The 17,451-nt window shown below is 44.9% G+C and carries 18 protein-coding genes and 1 tRNA gene; 3 read left to right on the forward strand and 16 right to left on the reverse strand.

Annotated features, from left to right (window positions below):
* Positions 1 to 95: 95 nt before the first annotated feature.
* The 9 genes from QUB30_RS10555 to QUB30_RS10595 all read right to left on the reverse strand — a co-directional run bounded on the left by QUB30_RS10555 (position 96) and on the right by QUB30_RS10595 (position 6,417).
* Entirely contained in the window at positions 96 to 326 is a 231-nt protein-coding gene (locus QUB30_RS10555) for a hypothetical protein (protein ID WP_333332923.1), read from the reverse strand.
* Between the two features lie 315 nt (positions 327 to 641).
* Positions 642 to 983, reverse strand: a complete 342-nt coding sequence (locus QUB30_RS10560) for a DUF6283 family protein (RefSeq protein ID WP_333332925.1) — start codon at positions 981 to 983, stop codon at positions 642 to 644.
* A 144-nt stretch (positions 984 to 1,127) separates the two neighbouring features.
* A complete protein-coding gene (locus tag QUB30_RS10565) occupies positions 1,128 to 1,502 on the reverse strand; it encodes a hypothetical protein (protein WP_333332927.1) in 375 nt (124 codons plus the stop codon).
* Between the two features lie 88 nt (positions 1,503 to 1,590).
* Entirely contained in the window at positions 1,591 to 2,004 is a 414-nt protein-coding gene (locus QUB30_RS10570; RefSeq protein ID WP_333332929.1) for a DUF6876 family protein, read from the reverse strand.
* A 58-nt stretch (positions 2,005 to 2,062) separates the two neighbouring features.
* Complete coding sequence (locus QUB30_RS10575; RefSeq protein ID WP_333332931.1) at positions 2,063 to 2,383, reverse strand: hypothetical protein; 321 nt, start codon at positions 2,381 to 2,383, stop codon at positions 2,063 to 2,065.
* Between the two features lie 37 nt (positions 2,384 to 2,420).
* Positions 2,421 to 2,771 (reverse strand): hypothetical protein, encoded by a 351-nt coding sequence (locus QUB30_RS10580; RefSeq protein WP_333332933.1) that lies wholly within the window; start codon positions 2,769 to 2,771, stop codon positions 2,421 to 2,423.
* A gap of 24 nt (positions 2,772 to 2,795) precedes the next feature.
* Positions 2,796 to 4,364: an AAA family ATPase gene (locus QUB30_RS10585; RefSeq protein WP_333332935.1), complete on the reverse strand. Its 1,569-nt coding sequence runs from the start codon at positions 4,362 to 4,364 to the stop codon at positions 2,796 to 2,798.
* Positions 4,365 to 4,696: 332 nt separating this feature from the next.
* A complete protein-coding gene (locus QUB30_RS10590; RefSeq protein WP_333332937.1) occupies positions 4,697 to 5,899 on the reverse strand; it encodes a hypothetical protein in 1,203 nt (400 codons plus the stop codon).
* Positions 5,900 to 6,132: 233 nt separating this feature from the next.
* Positions 6,133 to 6,417 (reverse strand): helix-turn-helix transcriptional regulator, encoded by a 285-nt coding sequence (locus tag QUB30_RS10595; protein WP_333102126.1) that lies wholly within the window; start codon positions 6,415 to 6,417, stop codon positions 6,133 to 6,135.
* A 304-nt stretch (positions 6,418 to 6,721) separates the two neighbouring features.
* Here QUB30_RS10595 and QUB30_RS10600 point away from each other — a divergent pair, with 304 nt between their 5' ends.
* The 3 genes from QUB30_RS10600 to QUB30_RS10610 are packed head-to-tail and all read left to right on the forward strand — an operon-like array spanning position 6,722 to position 10,592.
* Positions 6,722 to 7,012 carry a hypothetical protein gene (locus QUB30_RS10600; protein ID WP_333332939.1) on the forward strand — a complete coding sequence of 97 codons (291 nt, stop codon included), beginning with the start codon at positions 6,722 to 6,724 and terminating at the stop codon, positions 7,010 to 7,012.
* Positions 7,009 to 10,416 carry a virulence-associated E family protein gene (locus QUB30_RS10605; RefSeq protein WP_333332940.1) on the forward strand — a complete coding sequence of 1,136 codons (3,408 nt, stop codon included), beginning with the start codon at positions 7,009 to 7,011 and terminating at the stop codon, positions 10,414 to 10,416. The genes QUB30_RS10600 and QUB30_RS10605 overlap by 4 nt, the downstream gene beginning before the upstream one ends.
* The gene (locus QUB30_RS10610; RefSeq protein ID WP_333041339.1) at positions 10,413 to 10,592 is read left to right on the forward strand and encodes an NblA/ycf18 family protein; all 180 of its coding nucleotides are present in this window, start codon (positions 10,413 to 10,415) and stop codon (positions 10,590 to 10,592) included. The genes QUB30_RS10605 and QUB30_RS10610 overlap by 4 nt, the downstream gene beginning before the upstream one ends.
* 197 nt (positions 10,593 to 10,789) lie before the next feature.
* On the opposite strand, the gene QUB30_RS10615 is transcribed toward QUB30_RS10610, so the two are convergent.
* From QUB30_RS10615 to QUB30_RS10645, 7 genes are all read right to left on the reverse strand, one after another.
* The gene (locus QUB30_RS10615; RefSeq protein WP_333041340.1) at positions 10,790 to 11,941 is read right to left on the reverse strand and encodes a tyrosine-type recombinase/integrase; all 1,152 of its coding nucleotides are present in this window, start codon (positions 11,939 to 11,941) and stop codon (positions 10,790 to 10,792) included.
* Positions 11,942 to 12,064: 123 nt separating this feature from the next.
* A tRNA-Val gene (locus QUB30_RS10620) sits at positions 12,065 to 12,138 on the reverse strand.
* An 87-nt stretch (positions 12,139 to 12,225) separates the two neighbouring features.
* Entirely contained in the window at positions 12,226 to 14,328 is a 2,103-nt protein-coding gene (locus tag QUB30_RS10625; RefSeq protein WP_333332943.1) for a serine/threonine-protein kinase, read from the reverse strand.
* Positions 14,329 to 14,587: 259 nt separating this feature from the next.
* Positions 14,588 to 15,034: an SRPBCC family protein gene (locus QUB30_RS10630; RefSeq protein WP_333332945.1), complete on the reverse strand. Its 447-nt coding sequence runs from the start codon at positions 15,032 to 15,034 to the stop codon at positions 14,588 to 14,590.
* Positions 15,035 to 15,220: 186 nt separating this feature from the next.
* Positions 15,221 to 16,657 carry a 9,9'-di-cis-zeta-carotene desaturase gene (gene zds, locus QUB30_RS10635; RefSeq protein ID WP_333332947.1) on the reverse strand — a complete coding sequence of 479 codons (1,437 nt, stop codon included), beginning with the start codon at positions 16,655 to 16,657 and terminating at the stop codon, positions 15,221 to 15,223.
* Between the two features lie 60 nt (positions 16,658 to 16,717).
* Positions 16,718 to 17,074, reverse strand: a complete 357-nt coding sequence (locus QUB30_RS10640) for a type II toxin-antitoxin system PemK/MazF family toxin (protein ID WP_333332949.1) — start codon at positions 17,072 to 17,074, stop codon at positions 16,718 to 16,720.
* Between the two features lie 4 nt (positions 17,075 to 17,078).
* Positions 17,079 to 17,333 (reverse strand): hypothetical protein, encoded by a 255-nt coding sequence (locus tag QUB30_RS10645; protein WP_333332951.1) that lies wholly within the window; start codon positions 17,331 to 17,333, stop codon positions 17,079 to 17,081.
* Positions 17,334 to 17,451 lie beyond the last annotated feature (118 nt).

Here is a 17,451-nt window from a genome sequence, read left to right on the forward strand (position 1 = left end):
CCAGTTATTCGATCGAGCCGTTTCAAAGACTTTATCAACCTCTTTTTGAATTCTTGCAGCTTCGTCTATTACTTCTTGTGAATGCTCCATGATTTTCACTCCAATTTTTCTACTACTTCTGAAACTTTGATGCTTCGTAAAGCACAACCGTATATCTCGATATAGATATAGGTAATGATTCGACCTTCCGTAATCGAATCTTGAGCTGTTTTACGATTAAATAAGAAGAACATTTGCCACCAAGTCAAGAGCATTGGGGGTTCTTCTAAAACTTCTGTTGTTACTTTCTTTCCATCAATGACTTCTAAGACGACAATGTGTTTCATATTGTTAGTAATTTGACAGGAAAACTATCAATCTTAACTATTTCCCTGAAGCCTTGAAGCGAAGCATTGACTTGAGTTTATTCATTAATCATGGTCTGACAAATCAATTGAATCGTAACCTAACTGTTGAACTAATCTCAATGCTAAGCTACCAGGTTCTGTCTCGTATTTACTTTGAGTTGTTCGTGTAGTAATCAACAAGGCATCTGCTGCACGATCGAGACATCTTATAATCTCAATAAAATCGTTTATTTCAAGCACTACATTGCTGCTTTTTTGGTTGGTTGTAAAATTCCAAAGCATAGTTTATCTCCTTCAATCTTTTAGAGTTTCCGCAAAAGTTGCCCGTTGTGCGCCATCAATTTCAAGGTCTTTTATCTGGTTTGATCGCATCAATATCAATCGCAGAGGTAGATTATTGTTGCGAAGTTGGTTATAAATCCAGCCGACACATTCAAGCAGTTTTTCATCAGTAGAATAGTGACAGCCCATTGCGATTTTAGGACTTGTCAACTGCTCAAACAAATCTTGATGTGGATTAGCGATCGTCTCTTTTAAATCTTCATGATTCTCCCGGTTATAGCCAGGAATTTCACTCAAATCTCGGTCTTTTTTCCAGGGACAGTCAGGGCATTGTTTGATTTGTGTCAGTGGCATGATTAGTATTTGATTGATTTTATTCGATCGAATTCGTCTCTGATAATTTTGGGACTTTTGTTTATATGACTCCCACAGTTTCGGCAAGTATAATGCCGTAAGTAGCCTAACTGACCAAGAAACATTAGTTGACCGTTACAGATTTTACAAGTCAAATTTGTCATTTTCCTTTTCCTCTTTCATGGTGTTGTTGGTAATCAAACCTTGATTAATTAAATCGACTGCACGTTGTGCGATCGATTCATTTTTTTCAAAAGTTCCGTTAGCTAGATATCGCATAAATTCCAGCAATTGATTACCCTCAAAATGGGTACTGTAGCGAATCATGCGACAAGCTATTGCTACATAAGCATCTTTTTCTAAGACTGCATTTACCCAAACTTCAATTGCAAACTCAAGCGTATTGAGTTTTCTTTTCATTGCTTCAGCAAAGACTGTATCAACTTTTGTCTGTAATTCTTCCAGTTGTTTTTGCCTTTCTTCGAGTGTAACTTCGGGAATTTGTTTGTTGGGAGTCATTCGATTTTCTCCTAATATTAGTTGAGTGATGTACTGCGAAAGTGTGTCTTGTTCTCCAGATGTGGAGAACAAGACACACTCTTAGGGCTTAATTTTCGCTTGGCAGCAGAAGGACTTTCTCTTGTAGGAAAAGCTTGATTTCTTTCAATGGAAAATCTGTCATTGGTATTTGCTGACTAATCGCAGGTTGAGTTTCCTTGGTTGGTGTATCTTCCCAACAAGTCAAAACAGCATCATTGTCTCCTTTAGGCTTAATGAATTCATGTGCATTTCCGACATGAAGAAACCAAAGCTGAAACTGAGTTAAGCTCTCTTTTCTCCTAGCACGGGGCTGATGGGAGGCGATCGCATCAATCAACCAATAAGCTTGAGCATTATCAGCCAAATATTTGACTCCATCGGTGTACTGAAGTCCGAGCCAATGTTTGAAATATTGCTCAGTTCCACAGAAATGTTTCAAATTCTTTTCCAATGTTTCAGCATCCATCTTTACTTTTGGCATAACCTTACTCACAAAATGAAGAAATCACTTCCTTACAGCGAAGCATTACACGACTATTTCATTTTTCTGTTTCTGTTTGTGAGTTTGGTTCTAAGTTTTCAAATGCGTCCTCTAATTTGTTTTCGATCGCAAAGGCAAGAATGGCGATCGCATCTCTCATGGCTGCTTCATCTCCCTGCTTAGAACGCAGAATCAGTAACGGAATTCTGCTTTTATCAGGAAATACCTCATTAACCATTATCAAAGCATTTGCGTTGCCAGCGAGGGCGGTTGACCAAATCACTGACGCGAAAGCCCAATTATTTATTACTTCTTTTTTGCCTTCATCAGTATCAATGATTTCGATCGATGAGAGAGGGTGAACATAATGTGGTTGCATATTTCTCACTTTGGTTTTGTTTAACTTTAAAGTTGCATTAAACTGTCCAAGTAGGACGTTGATCATTCTTGTCCCATTCTTCAAGAATTTGCCGAACCCGTTGTAAGGCTATTTCTTCAGACTGTAATTCCAAACAAAAATCAGGTGAGTAATAGCCTGCATAATTTTCTAGCCATAAAAGACCGTAATTAGTTCCGTATCTGCCATAACTCCACCAACCAATAGGACGTTTATGTCTCCAAATTAGTTTTCTGAGAAGGTATCCGTCGTTTCTAACATTGGGGTTAGCAAATACTTCGCCTAGTTTAATTTCATCATCCATCTCATTTTCACACTCAGTTTTTGAGTAATGATTTGTTTCATAAATCAGCACCAAAAAGCGAAGCATTTATACTTCGCTTTTTGATAATGATTAATTCTCGTCAACCTCAAGAGGTGAAAGATGAGAGTAGGGAGTTACAGGTGTTTCATTCCGATCGGCAATGCTGGCGGATTTAGCGCCCGATCGAATTGCCCAAGTTTTTAAATCGTCAATTTGTTCTTGAGCAATCCGTGCCAGAGGAACACAGCCGATGATTGCTACGCTCAAATCTCGCTCTGTGAATTCCCGTCCGGCACTGAAGGCCGTTTGCATTCCATCAAAAATAACTTGCTCAATTTCTGCACCGGACAGGCAGGCTGACTGACTTGCCAACATTCCACAATCGAAGTCTCCCAACTTCACTCGATCGGGACGGATGCGGCTGAGGTGAACTCGGAAAATTGCTTCCCGCTCTGAGTGGTTTGGCAAGTCAACCCAGAAAATTTCATCGATCCGTCCCTTGCGGATCAATTCGGCGGGGAGGACTTCGGCGCGGTTGGCGGTCATCACCACGAACACTGGCGCGGTCTTTTCTTGCATCCAGGTCAGCAGCGCGCCGAATACCCGCTGGCTCGTGCCAGAGTCGCCATCCATACCAGACATAATGTTGGCGAACGCTTTGTCTATTTCGTCTAAGAATAAAATACATGGTGCGATCGCCTCTGCCAACTTAATGACTTGCCTGATGCGGTTTTCGCTTTCGCCGACCATACTGCCAAAGACCCGACCGACATCGAGGCGTAGCAGGGGCAATTTCCATTCAGCAGCAATGGTTTTAGCCAGCAGGGATTTACCTGTTCCCTGAATGCCGGCCAGCAGTACCCCTTTGGGATTGGGCAAGCCATACTCACGGGCTTCGTCGCTGAAAGAGCGCGATCGAACCTTCACCCATTGCTTGAGATTTTCGAGTCCGCCGACAGATTCCAGCCCTGACTGAACCGGGACAAATTCAAGGATGCCTGTCTCTCGGATGGTTTGCCGTTTCTCCTCGATGACCGCAGCGAGGGCCCGAATATCAACTTTTCCAAGAACTAAACACTTGGCAAGGACGCGGGAGATCCGGCACCGAGTCAGCCCCTGGCAAGCCTTTGTTAGCTGTTGCCGTTGTTCTGGGTTCAGTTTGATATTCTTGCCAACCAGTCGATCAATCAACTTCGATATCTCCTCGATGCCTGGTAAAGAGACATCTACCACCGTAATTTCTTCCCGCAGCTCTTGAGGCATTCTGAGTTGATCGGAGAGAATGACGAGACAGCGACGGTCACGGGCGATGGTCACTGCCAAATTTTTCAGTTCGCGGACGATCGCTAGCTGGTTAACAGCAATCTGTCCATTGGCACCGGGGGCAATAAGAGTCGCGATGTCTTTCATGACAAAGACAGTGACTTGTTCCATTGTCGGCGCTTTGCTGATCCGCTCCAAGGCTTGCATCGGATTTCCCTTGGATGTACCCGAATCCGTCCAACCACGGGCAAAATCCCAGAAGTAGATTTGCCCTTCCTTAGCTTTTGCTATATCACACAAAATTTCTTCGGCGGTTTCCTCTTCTGGGCTTACTACCCACAACAAAGGAAATCGTGCCATCAACATTAGCTGAATTTCTTTTTTTAGGTCTATCATATTTCTATCCCCTGATTAAGTAAGTCGGCGCTTTAAAACGCAACTATGTAAACGATGTAAAGTTTCCAAATGCTTTCTAATGGCTAACTTAAGCCTATTTACATACGGTTACATTAGTCGTTTTAATCCCGTCTATCTACTTACTACCGATTACCAAGTACCGATTGCCAATTACCCTATTACCGCTTGACGATTACTGGTTGATACGAGAGTGATTTTGAGTATTGAGTTTAAGTCCTCACTTAATACTTAAAACTCCAACCCCGCAACCCAAATTTTCTCAGTAACAGTTGTTCAAAGCTGTTACTGAGTTTTTGTTTCTGTTTCTGTTTCTAGTGAACAAGAGCAAGTTTTGGTTTCTTGCTTTTACTGGGAGGTTTTTCAGAAACGTTATCAAAAACGTTATCAAAAACGTTATCAGAAACGTTATCAGGAATGTTATCAGGAATGTTATCAGGAGTGTTATCAGGAGTGTTATCCGATGATAAATTAGCCACGATGCTTTTCAATTCTTCAATTTCTTTGAGAGCATCAGACAAATCAGCCTGGAGTGTTTCATTTTCAACCATAAGCTGAGCATCGGTAACTTGATCTGAATCCTCAAATTCTCGATCGACTTCTAAAGCCCCACTGATTTTTTGTTGAGTTTGCAGGTTAGTGATTGTTGTCGAAGCTTCTTTAAGTTGAGCTCTTAGCTGTTCTATTTGAGATTCTAGGACTTGTTTCTCACCAACTTGTGATTGCAGAGCTTGGATTTGAGAATGGAGACTGGACACTTCTCGTTCCCGTGCTTCGATTTGTCCATTAAGCTTAGATATCTCACTGAGTCGATCGCGAGAAGCATTTTCAAATTCTGCAACTTCGAGCAACCGTTTTTCAGCAAGTGTCAATTTGGCTTTCAATTCATTGTTTTCGGCTTGAAGCAAATCTAACTGCTGACGAAATTCTTCAGAATCGGTCAACTTTTGTTTGTTCAGATTCATGTACGCTTCCCGAAGTTCGTTTCGTTGGCGTTCATACTCTGCTAGATAAAATTTCAACTCCATTTGATTTTGAGGAAAATCTTTGAGTTGTTGACGCATCAGCTCATTTTCCTGAGCTAACTGTTTCATCCGATCGCCACTCACGCTGGTATCAGCTTTTTGATAAGCCAGTCTGTAGAACGCGATCGCCATTTGATGAGAAACCTTGAGAATATCTTCAGGTATTTCGGAGTCCTCCAGCAAACCATCGTCCGCTGCTTCCAACAGTGCTGTTGCTAAATCCTTCTCTGATTTTCCTTGCTTCATCAGCGACAGATTATCTGTACGCCATTCTTTCAGCAATTTGCAGATAATATCGGTGCTCCCTCCGATTCCGTAAATTTCCTTGAGCGCTGCACCCACACTCCGAACCACAATGCCTATACGATTTTTGTTAAGCACAGCACACGTAAAATCAATCATTTCTCGACTAATTCCTGTGTATTGTTGAGTTCGATCGACCTCAAATCCTGTCAAGTCAAGCGTTTGAAACGTTGTGGGTAGTTTTGGCATGGTTTTTTTAACTCGGTAATTTTGACAAAAAGATTCCGTACTTCTTTCTGAAGCAATTTTGCTTTTGCAATGTCCTAAAAGTTGAATCGCGCAAGCCTTGCGTCACATTCCTAAGCAGATCGTTGATTACTGAGGCTGCTGGTTCTCAGATTTTTGGGGCTGTTAATTTTGGCTTGTGCGATTATCATACCACTTAATAAGACATTATGACAAGCCATTTTGTCTTGTTCAGGTTAAGCAAGCATTTCGTAGTTTGTTTCCTCCTCTACTAAATCTGACAAATCCCTGGGAAGCTCTTCCCAATGAACATTGAGAGCATCACAAAGGTCGATCCAGTCGCCCCGAGTAAGAGCTGGCTCTTTCCCCAGCGTCTCCCATCGCTGCAAAGTTCGCACTGCAATCCGATTTCCCAAACGTGCTACTAATTGCTCCCTACTTAGTCCCGCTTTTTCCCGTAAGTATCGCAACACAGTAATTTTCCTAGTTTCTAAGGATTGATCTTTAGGTCTTTCTGTCATAATATCAATTACAGGACAAATTGGCTATTTATTTTGTCTAGCCAGTTTGTCTCTTCTCGTAGAACAACTAGCGATCGAGGCCGGGGGCTAATTCGACCTCGATCGCTAGCACTATTCTCGCAGCCATCTCAACAAATTCACCCATGTTGAAAATCCGTAACGAAAAACCACGCACCCCAAAGCCACATTTCATACAGGCACAGTTTTCCAGAAAACAAAATGCGGTAATTCCATACGGATTTGGGAAACAGCTAACTCAGCTATTGGCTAACTGAAAAACTGCCCTAAAAAATCAGTACAGAACATGACCCAAAACGGATGGTGTCGATCGAATTATCACAAGGACGGCAAACGATGCTTCGGCTTATTAACGAATGGGCTGTGTGCCGAGTGCTATTGGTCAGATCCAGCCCAAGGTACTTTCCCAGCTAGCGAAATTCAAGCAAATGAAAGTCAAAAAATCACACGACTGAGAGAAAGAATCAATGATTTGGAAGAAAAACGATCGTCGGTCAATCAGGAAATCTATCGTTTGCGCCAACAATTGCAAACTTTAGTCGCAGCAAAATCAAAATCAGGAGTCAGAAAGCAATGAATATAGATCGTGAGCTGGCACAAAAGCACCTGAATTACTTGGGCTATCAACCGGGCGAAGCTTTGTTGAGGTTTTTCTATCATAGCTCTGATGAACGCAAGAAAAAGGATAAAGGTCGCAAAAGTTCTGAGCTTAACTGGCAACAGATTGAGCAGTATCAAGCAGACAAGCGCGGTGTTTATGTCGTGGTTAATGGTGCAGGCGCAGGTACAGCCGGACATAGCGATGCTGAGATTAAGCAGTGCTGTGGTATTTTCTGCGAGTGGGACGATATCCCGTTGGCAGAACAATTTGAAAAATGGAGCGAAGTAGGTTTTGTTGAACCAACTTTCACCATATTTAGCGGTGACAAGTCGATGCAACCGTATTGGCTTTTTGATGAGCCGATCGCACAGGAACAATGGCGGGAACTGCAAGTGCTTCTGATCGAAGTGATGGAAGCAGACGAGAGCAACAAAAATCCCAGTCGTGTTTTTCGGCTCGCGGGTGCGTGGCACGTTAAGCCCGATCGCGAACCCGTTAAAACCGGTTTTGTTGAAGAGTCCGGCACTCGCTACAGCTACAGTGATTTGCGCGATCGACTTCTCATTCTCTATCAAGAGTTACTCGCTCGGAAACAACGAGAACTTGAGGAACAGCACCAAGCTTTACTGCAATTTTCTACCACTGCTACTGCGACTGCCACCCACAGCGCTACTGTCTTAGACAGTGCGACTGCCACGACGGCGCGCACTGCCACCGCAACTCTAACTGCGACACCGGAGGAAATATCTCAACGGTATAAAGACATCACTGTTCCGGTGCCGGTGCCAATTTCTCTACAGTGCGGTCTGGGAAAGCCCAACAAGGAATTTTTGAATGGAGTAGCGACTCTCAGAAATACCTCAATGGCAACACTGGCACGGGATTTAATTGGAGTTCAATCTGAGTTCAGCCGACTCGGACAAGTAACCAATGAGGATGCCTACACTCTATTTCTTGATGCTTGTCGGCGTTGTTCTCCCGGCGGTGGCTGGGATCAAGAAGAGTGGGATCAAATCTGGAATTACGCAGTTAAGTCGAATCCGATCGCCAGCATCTCTAAATATGTTAGTGATGGGATTGAAAGCTGCATTAAAGGTGAATACTGGCGATTCATTAAGTCTTTGCAACCCGATCATTTAGTTTCGCGAATGGAGGCAGAGGCTGAATCTGATTTGGGTAACTCTCCTAATTCTGCTGCTAGCTCTGATTCATCACCTGAATTTAATATTTTAAATTCAGATAACAGAATGATTCAGGATTACCGAAAAATTATTAGAAAATTTGGCAAACGGCTTCGTTTGAATAAACTCAGCAAGCGAATCGAAATTGACGGTACACCAGTATCACTCGATCGAGTGCGAATTCAACTCGCAATTAAACACGGAATTCTCGTAAAATCCAGTCGAGAAGATGTTCAAGATATCCTGACAGAAATAGCAGTAGAAAATCAGTATTCACCAATTGAAGAGTATCTAAATTCTTTGCCACCAGCACCAGATACTTCGTTTTTAGATAGTCTCGCTGAAAAATATTTTGGTGTCAACGATCCAATTTATGAAATGTTTGTCCGAAAAACATTAATTGGTGCTGTGAAACGAACGTTTGAACCAGGATGCAAAATAGACACAGTTCTGATTCTGCAAGGGAAACAGGGCTATAGAAAGTCAACTTTTTTTAAGGTGCTGGCGGGAGGCAAATATTTTGACGATTCCCTGGGAACTGTTTCTGACAAAGATGAACGGCTGAAATTGCACCAAGCCTGGTTTGTAGAATGGGCAGAGCTAGAGAGTGTTTTCAGACGGCGCGATGTCAGTGCAACCAAAGCTTTTTTATCCACCGGAACAGACAAAATTCGACCGCCATATTGCCGAGATATTGAAGACTTCAACCGACCCAGCATCATTGTCGCAACCACCAACAAGCAAGAATTTCTCGCTGATGAAACAGGCAACCGGCGATTTTGGGTAATTCCGGTCAAGCACCGGATTGATACTAAATTGCTTAAGAAAGAACGAGATGCGATTTGGGCTGCTGCGATGCTGGCTTACCAATCTGGCGAAGAACCTTGTCTTGACTATGAAGATGAAGAAACTGCCGAACACATTGCTCAAGAGTTTCAGTCATCAGATCCCTGGGAAGATGTCATCGAAAATTTTATTGAACACCGCGAATATATCCGACTCAGCGACCTTCTCACTCATCTCCAAGTTGACCTGAGCCGACAAGAGCGATCGCATCAGATGCGCTGTTCCGCCATCCTCAAAAAATTTGGGTGGGAGCGAGAGTTTCGATCGATATCCAGCAAACGAGTTCGAGTTTGGTGCAAAACTGAACCCGAACCCGAACCTGTCTCCCTCCCTCTTGAGCTTGCTGAATCCGACGCCGAATTTGACGCCGAATTTGAGGCTGATTCAATCCCTGTTGAGGCTGCTGATCAACCTCAAGTTTTGAAAACCCCCTTAAAAAGGGAGGTTGATCACGAGGTTGATCACCCTGCTACACAAGGATTTGATCAACCTGATCAACCTGATCATCCTATTTCTGAAAAAATACTAAATTCTGATCCGACCTCGAATCCGACCTCGAATCCGACCTCGAATCCGACCTCGAAAGGAACAGTAAACTGGATGGCTGCTTTGGCTGGCAGTAATTCCACGGCAGCGAAAGATTTTCCTAGTTTTGGTAACAAGGTTGATCAGGTTGATCAGGTTGATCAATCCTTTGCACAGCAAGGTGATCAACCTAGCGATCGACCTCAAAATTTGGAGCCATTTTCAAAAACTGAGGTTGATCAGCAGCCTCAACAAAACGCCGAAACAGGGGATCTTGTCGAATATATTCGGCTAGCGATCGAAGCCGGCGATCGAGAAACAGCTCTTGATATTCAGACCATGCTCAAGGAAGTTTGCAGCAAAGGCGCAGCCGATCGCCAGAAAGTCTGGAACTCCCTTACCGCTGATGAAAAAACCGCTTTTAATGGATTGATTTCCCCAGACCCGACACCAACTCCGGCACTAGCTCCAACGACATCGGAATCGACAATGCCAATAGTAGAACCGACAACGGAGACAACGGAGAGAACGGAAGAACCAACACCCGAACCAACACCCGAACCAACACCCGAACCAGCAGCTATCTCCGGGGGAATAGATGAGAAGGATGCTGAAAAACTAAGAGAGATAGCTACTATTTGGTGGCCCGAATACTACCCAGAACACTTGCAAAATCTACTGACTCAGATGTATGGATGGAAAGCGCCAGGGACTAAATACCAGAGAGAGGTAATAGTGAATTGGCTGACTGGAGAAACTGCTGAAGTTCGCGATCGAATCAACCTATTGATTGCCGAAAAAGATCGCACTGAGAAAATAGAATCATGACAACTATTGACCTCACACTAGAGCAACAACTTCGATTAAGAATCTACGCTTCTCAAGCTCAATCACTTTCAGTAGAAGAAGCACGAGTCCTCTTAGTTGAACTAATGCGACAAAACATGATTAAAGACAACGTAATCAAAAGTTTACTCAATTCAAATCAAAATCCAAATGAATAATTTCTGTGATGCAAAGACTGCCTGCCAAATTCTCAACTGCTGCGATCGAACCTTAATGCGATACCGACAACAAAAAAAACTTATAGAAGGGATTCACTGGGGACGCAACCCAAGCGGGAAAATTCTCTATAATCCTATTTTGTTGAATCAATTAATAAGTTGTAATGGGGATATTAATCATCCTGAACATCTGAGTTTTATTCAGAGATATCAGATGGAATTACCACAAAATCAGCATCTGAAACCGGGTTCAAAACCGGGAAAAAATCAGGCAATTGTGGTGAGTTGACCAATCCGGCATAGTTTTCGTACAGAGTGCGAACATTGTGGCCAGTGAGGGATGCGATCGCCACGGGATTCATGCCAGCTTCCAAGCCGTGAGAAATTAGCGTGTGCCTGGTGTTGTAAGGTTTTCGGTAATCAATTCCAAGGGATGCAAGCGCAGGTTTCCAGTAGCGGTTGCAGAAATTTTTGGAGTCGATCGCTCTACCTTCGCTACTGGTGAAAATTAAATTGTCGGGCAGCGTCTCAATTGGTCGCCGATCAAGTAATAGCTGTTGCAGCCTTGGTGTTAGCGGCACCGTGCGCGCCTTGTTAGTTTTGGTTGATTTGCGAGAGCCACCATTACTCAAACTTTCTCCGATCCAGATGCGATCGCATTCAGGTGAGCAATGTCGCCATTGCAGCGCAGCAGCTTCCCCGGTGCGAAGACCGACGCCAAATTTAAACTCCACATAATCCGCGTAGTTACTGAAGTTTGAGTCAGAACGAAATTTATGAACGATGGCGCTCATTTCTGTAAGGGTGAACGGTTCGGGGCGCTGTTTTGGCGGGACTGAAACCTTAACATCAGCCCAAGGATTTTCGAGAACCAGCTTCTTTTTGTGTGCCCATTCCCAGCAAGCGTTCATCATGATAATCCGTTCGCGTACCGTCACAGGTTCAAGGGAGCGATCGGACAATAACCAATCTCTAAAATTTTCAGCAACACTTTCAGAAACAGAAATTGTTGTTTTGCTTTTGAAAAACACAGAAACGTGTTTCTGAAAGGCAGTATATTTAGCAAAAGTATCAGCCTCAATTTTACGGCGTTTATATTCGACAAATTGGTCAAAAAGCTCAGAAACAGAAATAGATTCTTGTTTCTGGGGCTTGTACTTGGCGAGGGAGGGGTCAAAATTACCACTAGCAATGTCTAGCTCGATTTGGCTGGCTTTCATAGAAGCGACTTTACGATTGACGATCGTATCAGGCAAACCAATGTAGAGCCAAAAGCGTTTACCTTCCCACGACCACGCTAACCGTAGCCGATCCTTGAAAACTTCTACATTTACAGAACCTTTGGGCATATCGCAGATTTATCGCATTTAATGTCTGGGATTGTCACTTATTGTCACCCCTGATTGAGAATACTATAGCAGCCCATTAGGTTATAGAAAACTCAAAACCCGCCTAGAAAGCGGGTTTTGGGATGGACACAACTGGACTCGAACCAGTGACCCCTACGATGTCAACGTAGTGCTCTAACCAACTGAGCTATGCGTCCTCACGAATTCCTAATGTAGCAGAACATTCGATCGCCTGTCAAGCATAAATATAAGAATTTTTTAAGCAGGCACTCTTGACATCGCTCCTAATGCCCAATCCCCCGCCAAATCTTCACAGTTCGATCGCCCGCACCGCTAGCCAAACTCCCCCCATCAGCACTAAACGCCACCGACAAAACCTCCCCCCCGTGGCCCGTCAGAATTTCCAGCAAACCCCCAGTACCCGCATCCCACAAATAAATCGTGCCATCCCGACTCCCCGTCGCCAAAACCCGACCATCGGGACTCAACGCCACACACAAAACATCCCCAGAATTGTCCCTCATACTCCGCAACAGCGTCCCTCGCCCCTGTGCATCCACCCGCCACAGCTTCGCCGTACCGTCCCGACTGCCGCTGGCCAAAATCAATCCTTCTGCTACTCCCCCCTTTACCAAGGGGGGGCTGGGGGGGGTTTGACCGGCAGGGGACACAGAGGAAGTCAATCCTTCTGCTACTCCCCCCCTTACCAAGGGGGGGCTGGGGGGGGTCTGACCGGCAGGGGAGTTGGGGGAGTTCGCAGCAAAAACGATCGCCCGCACCCAATCCCCGTGCTCTGCCAGAGTACAAATCGATCGACCATTTTGCCAATCCCACAACTGCACAGTCTTATCCCGACTGCCACTAGCCAAAAACTCCCCGCCAGGACTAAAAGCCACCGCCTCCACCCCGCCAGCGTGATCCGTCAAAGCCGACATCCGCCTTCCCTTGTTCAAATTCCACAACTGCACAGTTTTGTCCCGACTGCCGCTAGCCAAAACCTGACCATCCCGACTAAACGCCACAGCAGAAACCCTGTCAGAATGACCAGCCAAAGCGTACCACCACTTACCCTTATTCAAATCCCAAATATGAATCATTTTGTCCCGGCCGCCACTAGCCAAAGTCGCGCCATCAGGACTAAACGCCACACAAGTCACCCAGTCAGAATGACCCGTAAGAGTGTACCACCGCTTACCCGCATCCAACTTCCACATCTCAATCGTCTTGTCCTCGCTGCCGCTAGCTAAAGTCGCGCCATCGGGACTGAAAGCTACCGACGTAACAGCATTGGAATGCCCTACCAGAGTATGAACACACCTCCAAGTGGGCGCGCGTGCGGGCACAACCCGCTGCATCCGCGGCACAGGTATAATTGTGCCTGCAACCGTTGGCGGCACTGCATTCTGCACCGCAGGGGTTCTCTGCGGCACGGAAATTTTAGGCGCTGGTAGGGGCGGTGTCCCCGTTCCCGCCCCCGCCGACTGCGGCTGCAAATCTTTCAATACCTCAGCTACAGATTTGTAGCGGCGACTGAGACTCGGTTCGATCATTTTGTCGAGGATGCGACTTAATTTCGGATCGATTTGAACCTTCAAAAAGTCTCGCCAAACCCAAGCATCTCGATTGATATCGAACAAATCAAAAGGAGATATTTGAGTCAGCAAATAAATGCAAGTTACTCCCAAACTGTACAAATCGCTGGCATAAACCGCTTGACCTCTAATTTGTTCCGGCGCGACGAATTCGGGAGAACCGATGACTGTACCGGTTTCTCTCAAACCCTCCACAAGTTTTGCAGCGCCAAAATCAACTAAAACTAATTCCCCGGTTAATGTGGGGTAAGTATAAATGATGGGAGTTTGAGAAATGCGGCGGCGGATAATATTGGGGGGTTTAATATCTCGGTGAATTACACTGCGATCGTGCACGAACTGCAATACTGGCAATAAATCCTTCAGCAGACTGAGAATCTGACTTTCGCTGAAAGGCCCAGTCCGCGCCAACTCTTCCTGTAAATTCTGACCTTCTATAAATTCCTGTACCAAATACTGATAGCGTTCCTGCTGAAAGTGCGCCAACAGTTCGGGAATTTGCGGGTGTTTCCCCAACTCGTCCAGCCGCACTGCTTCTCGGTTGAATAATTCTGCTGCTTTCTCGCTGCTGCTGGTACCTTGAGATAGGGGGAAAAACTGTTTAATTGCACAGCGCGGTTTTGAGGGTTTGTCTTCGTCTACTGCTAAAAAAGTGCGGCCGAAACCGCCGCGCCCGAGGGGTTTGATGGCGCGGTAACGCTCTCTCAGCAAGAGTTTGGAGCCGCAATTCAGGCAGAATTGGGTACGATCGGCATTTTGCGGGTTTTGACAGGCGGGGTTTAGGCAGTAACTCATAACTGAAGCGAGAAGGAATCAGCAGCATATGTCTATGATACTGAGGCAAAAGGGCGATCGACTCTCGCATTACAATTATAGTTCTGGGCGCACGGGCGAGCAGAAACTGGGTTTTTAACCAAAATATTTGCTTAAAACTTTCAATCTCGGTTCAAAAACTCGGTTTTTTGGTTCTGGTGCATAAGTCCTAAATTAGAACTTAAAAAACTAAAGTCATGGCTACTAACCAGTGTGTATTCATGACTTTAGTCGTTATAATTTAAGATGTCGCTTTCACATTCAGAGCGTACTCTTTAAACCTTTCCAAGTCAGCCTGAATTGTCGATTCAACCACGCGGCCGAGAAATAGGTTATCCATTAATTTTCCCAACCAGCCGGGAATTCCGTAAGCAACTGTCAGCTTGACGATACTGCTGTCTTTGCGATCGTAAAATCTTACCGCACCTCGATTTGGCAAACCGTCAACCGATTCCCACTGAATTATCTGATGCGGCACTAATTTGAGAATCCGAGAAAGCCAGCTAAATTCTAACCCGCCAGTTGCGAGTTTCCAGCGAGACAATTCTGGATTTTCTTCGAGAACATGAACAGATTCGATCCACTTCATCCAGCGCGGCATTTGCTCTAAATCTGACCAGAGTTGCCACGCTAATTCGATGGGAATTGCCACTTCTACTTGGACGCTGTGTTCTAACCAATCAGTCATGCGATTTTAGATTTTAGATTTTAGATTTTAGATTGAAGGAGTGTTTCTCGTTACTAGGCTCTGCCTGGTAACGCATTTCTAGAGGCTCTGCCTCGCGTTTTCTGTCTAAATACTGGAGGCGGGGCCTCCTGATAGGCATTCCCAGGCAGAGCCTGGGAACCAGAGAAAACCAGAGACGACTAATGACTAATGACTGTAAGCTTCGAGAATTGCCTTAGCCGCTTGATGGCCTGAAAGTGTCGCTCCTTCCATGCTATCAATGTAGTCTTGCTGAGTGTAACTTCCTGCTAGAAAGAAATTGGCGATCGGAGTTTTTTGAGCAGGGCGGAAAACATCCATTCCCGGTGCTTCGCGATACAAAGATTGAGCGAGCTTAACTACACTGTACCAAGTCATGTTTAATTCCCGCGCTGACGGGAATAAATCCTGAACTTGCTTAAGTACGTGTTGGGCGATCGCCTCATTGCTTTGTTTAATAAACGGATCTCCCGGTGTCAGCACCAACTGCAACAGCGAACCTTGTCCTTCTTGATAATAATCCTTGGGACTTGTCAGCGCCAAATCTGCAAAACAAGAAAAATCTGCATCTGCTGAATATAGCAAATTATCGATTCCTACAGCGTGGCTCAACTGTTTGCGCTTGGCTTCGTCTTCGAGTTCCGTTACCCAACCGTCGAACCGCAATTGTACTGTAGCAACCGGCACCGCATCTAACTTATAAATGTTGTCAAATTCCGACCATTTGCGCCAAGCTGGGGGCAATATTTTCTGAATTCCCGGCACGTCGCAGGCGAAAACGTAAGCGTCGGCGGTAATCTTTTCTTCTGTGTCGCCGTTAGCTACTACCAAGCCTGTCACGCGGGTTTCTTCGACTTCTTCAAACTGAATTTCTCGGACTCTGCGCCTCGTGTAAATTTTTGCTCCTTTTTTTTCCAAATATTCCACAATTGGTTTGTGCAAATATTCGTTGGGAGAACCAGCCAGCATCCGCATGACAGAGGCTTCGGTTTTCGATGCAAAGAATTGGAAGATTGTCAACATACACCGGGCTGAAATATTTTCAGTGTCGATAAAACCCAGTGCGTAGGCGATCGGATTCCACATTCTTTTGAGCGAGTTTTGGTTGCCACCTTGACTGCGGAACCAGTCAGCAAAGCTAACTTTATCCAAATCGCGGATAGTTTTCATTGCCCCGTCAAAGTCTATCAAACCTCGGACGATGGGGCTAGTTCCCAGGGCGATCGCATTTTGAATTTTGTCTTGTACCGATAGCTGGGATGTCGTAAAAAATGCCTTCAATCCGTGAAACGGAGCACCGACGGGGAAGCGAAAATCTAAAGAACCAGTTTCGCCGCCTCGATTGATAAAAGTGTGGACGTGTTCTTTGAGGAGCAAATCGTCAAATGCTCCCACTTTTTTCATCAGGGCAAATAAGTTATAATAACAGCCGAAGAAGACGTGCAAACCCATTTCAACGTGATTGCCGTCGGGATCTACCCAACTGCCGACTTTGCCGCCGACAAAAGGGCGGGATTCAAAAATTTCTACTTCGTGGCCGGCCTCCACTAAATCGACTGCTGTCGTCATTCCAGCCAGTCCCGCACCTGCGATCGCAACCCGCATTTTACCTATCCTTTACAGTATTTTTACCAATTGTAACAAAAATTATAATTTCCGAAACATTCAAAGTTCATAAATGCCGATCGACACTTGTATAGCCCTCTGAATTCTTGCTAGGACATCGGCACTAAGTTGACCGTAAGGGCCTTGTTCCAGATAAGTCTTTTGGACAGTTATAATTTGCTCGCAGACAGCCAGCGAGTCAGATTCTAACCCTCCTTCACCAGCAGGAATCAAAACCCGAGTCGGAGTTTCGCCCCCTCTCAAATCGCTAGTAAAAGGGACAATCAGTACAGTACGGCTTAATTCATTCCGGCTTTCTATGGAAACGACAGCAACAGGACGCTTTTTGGTATCTCCGATCGTTCGCAAAGCTCTAACAAGATAAACTTCGCCTTGTTGCGGATAAGCTTCTGTCATTGTCTCAAAGACCTTCCTCTATTAAAATTTCTTCCATTTGTTCCTCGGCAAAGGTTGCCCATTCTTCTTCAAAGTCAATATCTTCTTGGCTGCGGTTTTGATAAAACTTCCGCAACTTATCTTCTATTTGCTTAGCATACCAGAGACGGAGAGCCTGCTCGATCGCCTCCGTCCAATTATCAGTAAGCTGGTCTATCTTCTCAGCGAATTCGGCATCAAGGGCGACTAACACTTCTCGCTTTTGAGTAGAATTTGACATAATCATTCTCCTGAATAATTCACACAGTAGGGTGCGCAATGCGCACCTTACAAATTACTTTTACCTCTTTCTTCTCAAAACAGTCAACAGTCAACAGCCAACAGTCAACAGTCAACAG

Source organism: Microcoleus sp. BROC3 (assembly GCF_036702515.1).
Lineage (GTDB): Bacteria > Cyanobacteriota > Cyanobacteriia > Cyanobacteriales > Microcoleaceae > Microcoleus.

Excerpts from the sequence above, each read along its gene's own strand:
- QUB30_RS10605 (WP_333332940.1), top strand. The coding sequence starts at position 7,009 with ATGAATATAGATCGTGAGCTGGCACAAAAGCACCTGAATTACTTGGGC.
- QUB30_RS10560 (WP_333332925.1), bottom strand. The coding sequence starts at position 983 with ATGCCACTGACACAAATCAAACAATGCCCTGACTGTCCCTGGAAAAAA.
- QUB30_RS10570 (WP_333332929.1), bottom strand. The coding sequence starts at position 2,004 with ATGCCAAAAGTAAAGATGGATGCTGAAACATTGGAAAAGAATTTGAAA.
- QUB30_RS10575 (WP_333332931.1), bottom strand. The coding sequence starts at position 2,383 with ATGCAACCACATTATGTTCACCCTCTCTCATCGATCGAAATCATTGAT.
- QUB30_RS10615 (WP_333041340.1), bottom strand. The coding sequence starts at position 11,941 with ATGCCCAAAGGTTCTGTAAATGTAGAAGTTTTCAAGGATCGGCTACGG.
- QUB30_RS10645 (WP_333332951.1), bottom strand. The coding sequence starts at position 17,333 with ATGTCAAATTCTACTCAAAAGCGAGAAGTGTTAGTCGCCCTTGATGCC.
- QUB30_RS10640 (WP_333332949.1), bottom strand. The coding sequence starts at position 17,074 with ATGACAGAAGCTTATCCGCAACAAGGCGAAGTTTATCTTGTTAGAGCT.
- QUB30_RS10610 (WP_333041339.1), top strand. The coding sequence starts at position 10,413 with ATGACAACTATTGACCTCACACTAGAGCAACAACTTCGATTAAGAATC.
- QUB30_RS10595 (WP_333102126.1), bottom strand. The coding sequence starts at position 6,417 with ATGACAGAAAGACCTAAAGATCAATCCTTAGAAACTAGGAAAATTACT.
- QUB30_RS10585 (WP_333332935.1), bottom strand. The coding sequence starts at position 4,364 with ATGATAGACCTAAAAAAAGAAATTCAGCTAATGTTGATGGCACGATTT.
- QUB30_RS10555 (WP_333332923.1), bottom strand. The coding sequence starts at position 326 with ATGAAACACATTGTCGTCTTAGAAGTCATTGATGGAAAGAAAGTAACA.
- QUB30_RS10630 (WP_333332945.1), bottom strand. The coding sequence starts at position 15,034 with ATGACTGATTGGTTAGAACACAGCGTCCAAGTAGAAGTGGCAATTCCC.
- QUB30_RS10580 (WP_333332933.1), bottom strand. The coding sequence starts at position 2,771 with ATGCTTCGCTTTTTGGTGCTGATTTATGAAACAAATCATTACTCAAAA.
- zds (WP_333332947.1), bottom strand. The coding sequence starts at position 16,657 with ATGCGGGTTGCGATCGCAGGTGCGGGACTGGCTGGAATGACGACAGCA.
- QUB30_RS10625 (WP_333332943.1), bottom strand. The coding sequence starts at position 14,328 with ATGAGTTACTGCCTAAACCCCGCCTGTCAAAACCCGCAAAATGCCGAT.
- QUB30_RS10565 (WP_333332927.1), bottom strand. The coding sequence starts at position 1,502 with ATGACTCCCAACAAACAAATTCCCGAAGTTACACTCGAAGAAAGGCAA.
- QUB30_RS10590 (WP_333332937.1), bottom strand. The coding sequence starts at position 5,899 with ATGCCAAAACTACCCACAACGTTTCAAACGCTTGACTTGACAGGATTT.
- QUB30_RS10600 (WP_333332939.1), top strand. The coding sequence starts at position 6,722 with ATGACCCAAAACGGATGGTGTCGATCGAATTATCACAAGGACGGCAAA.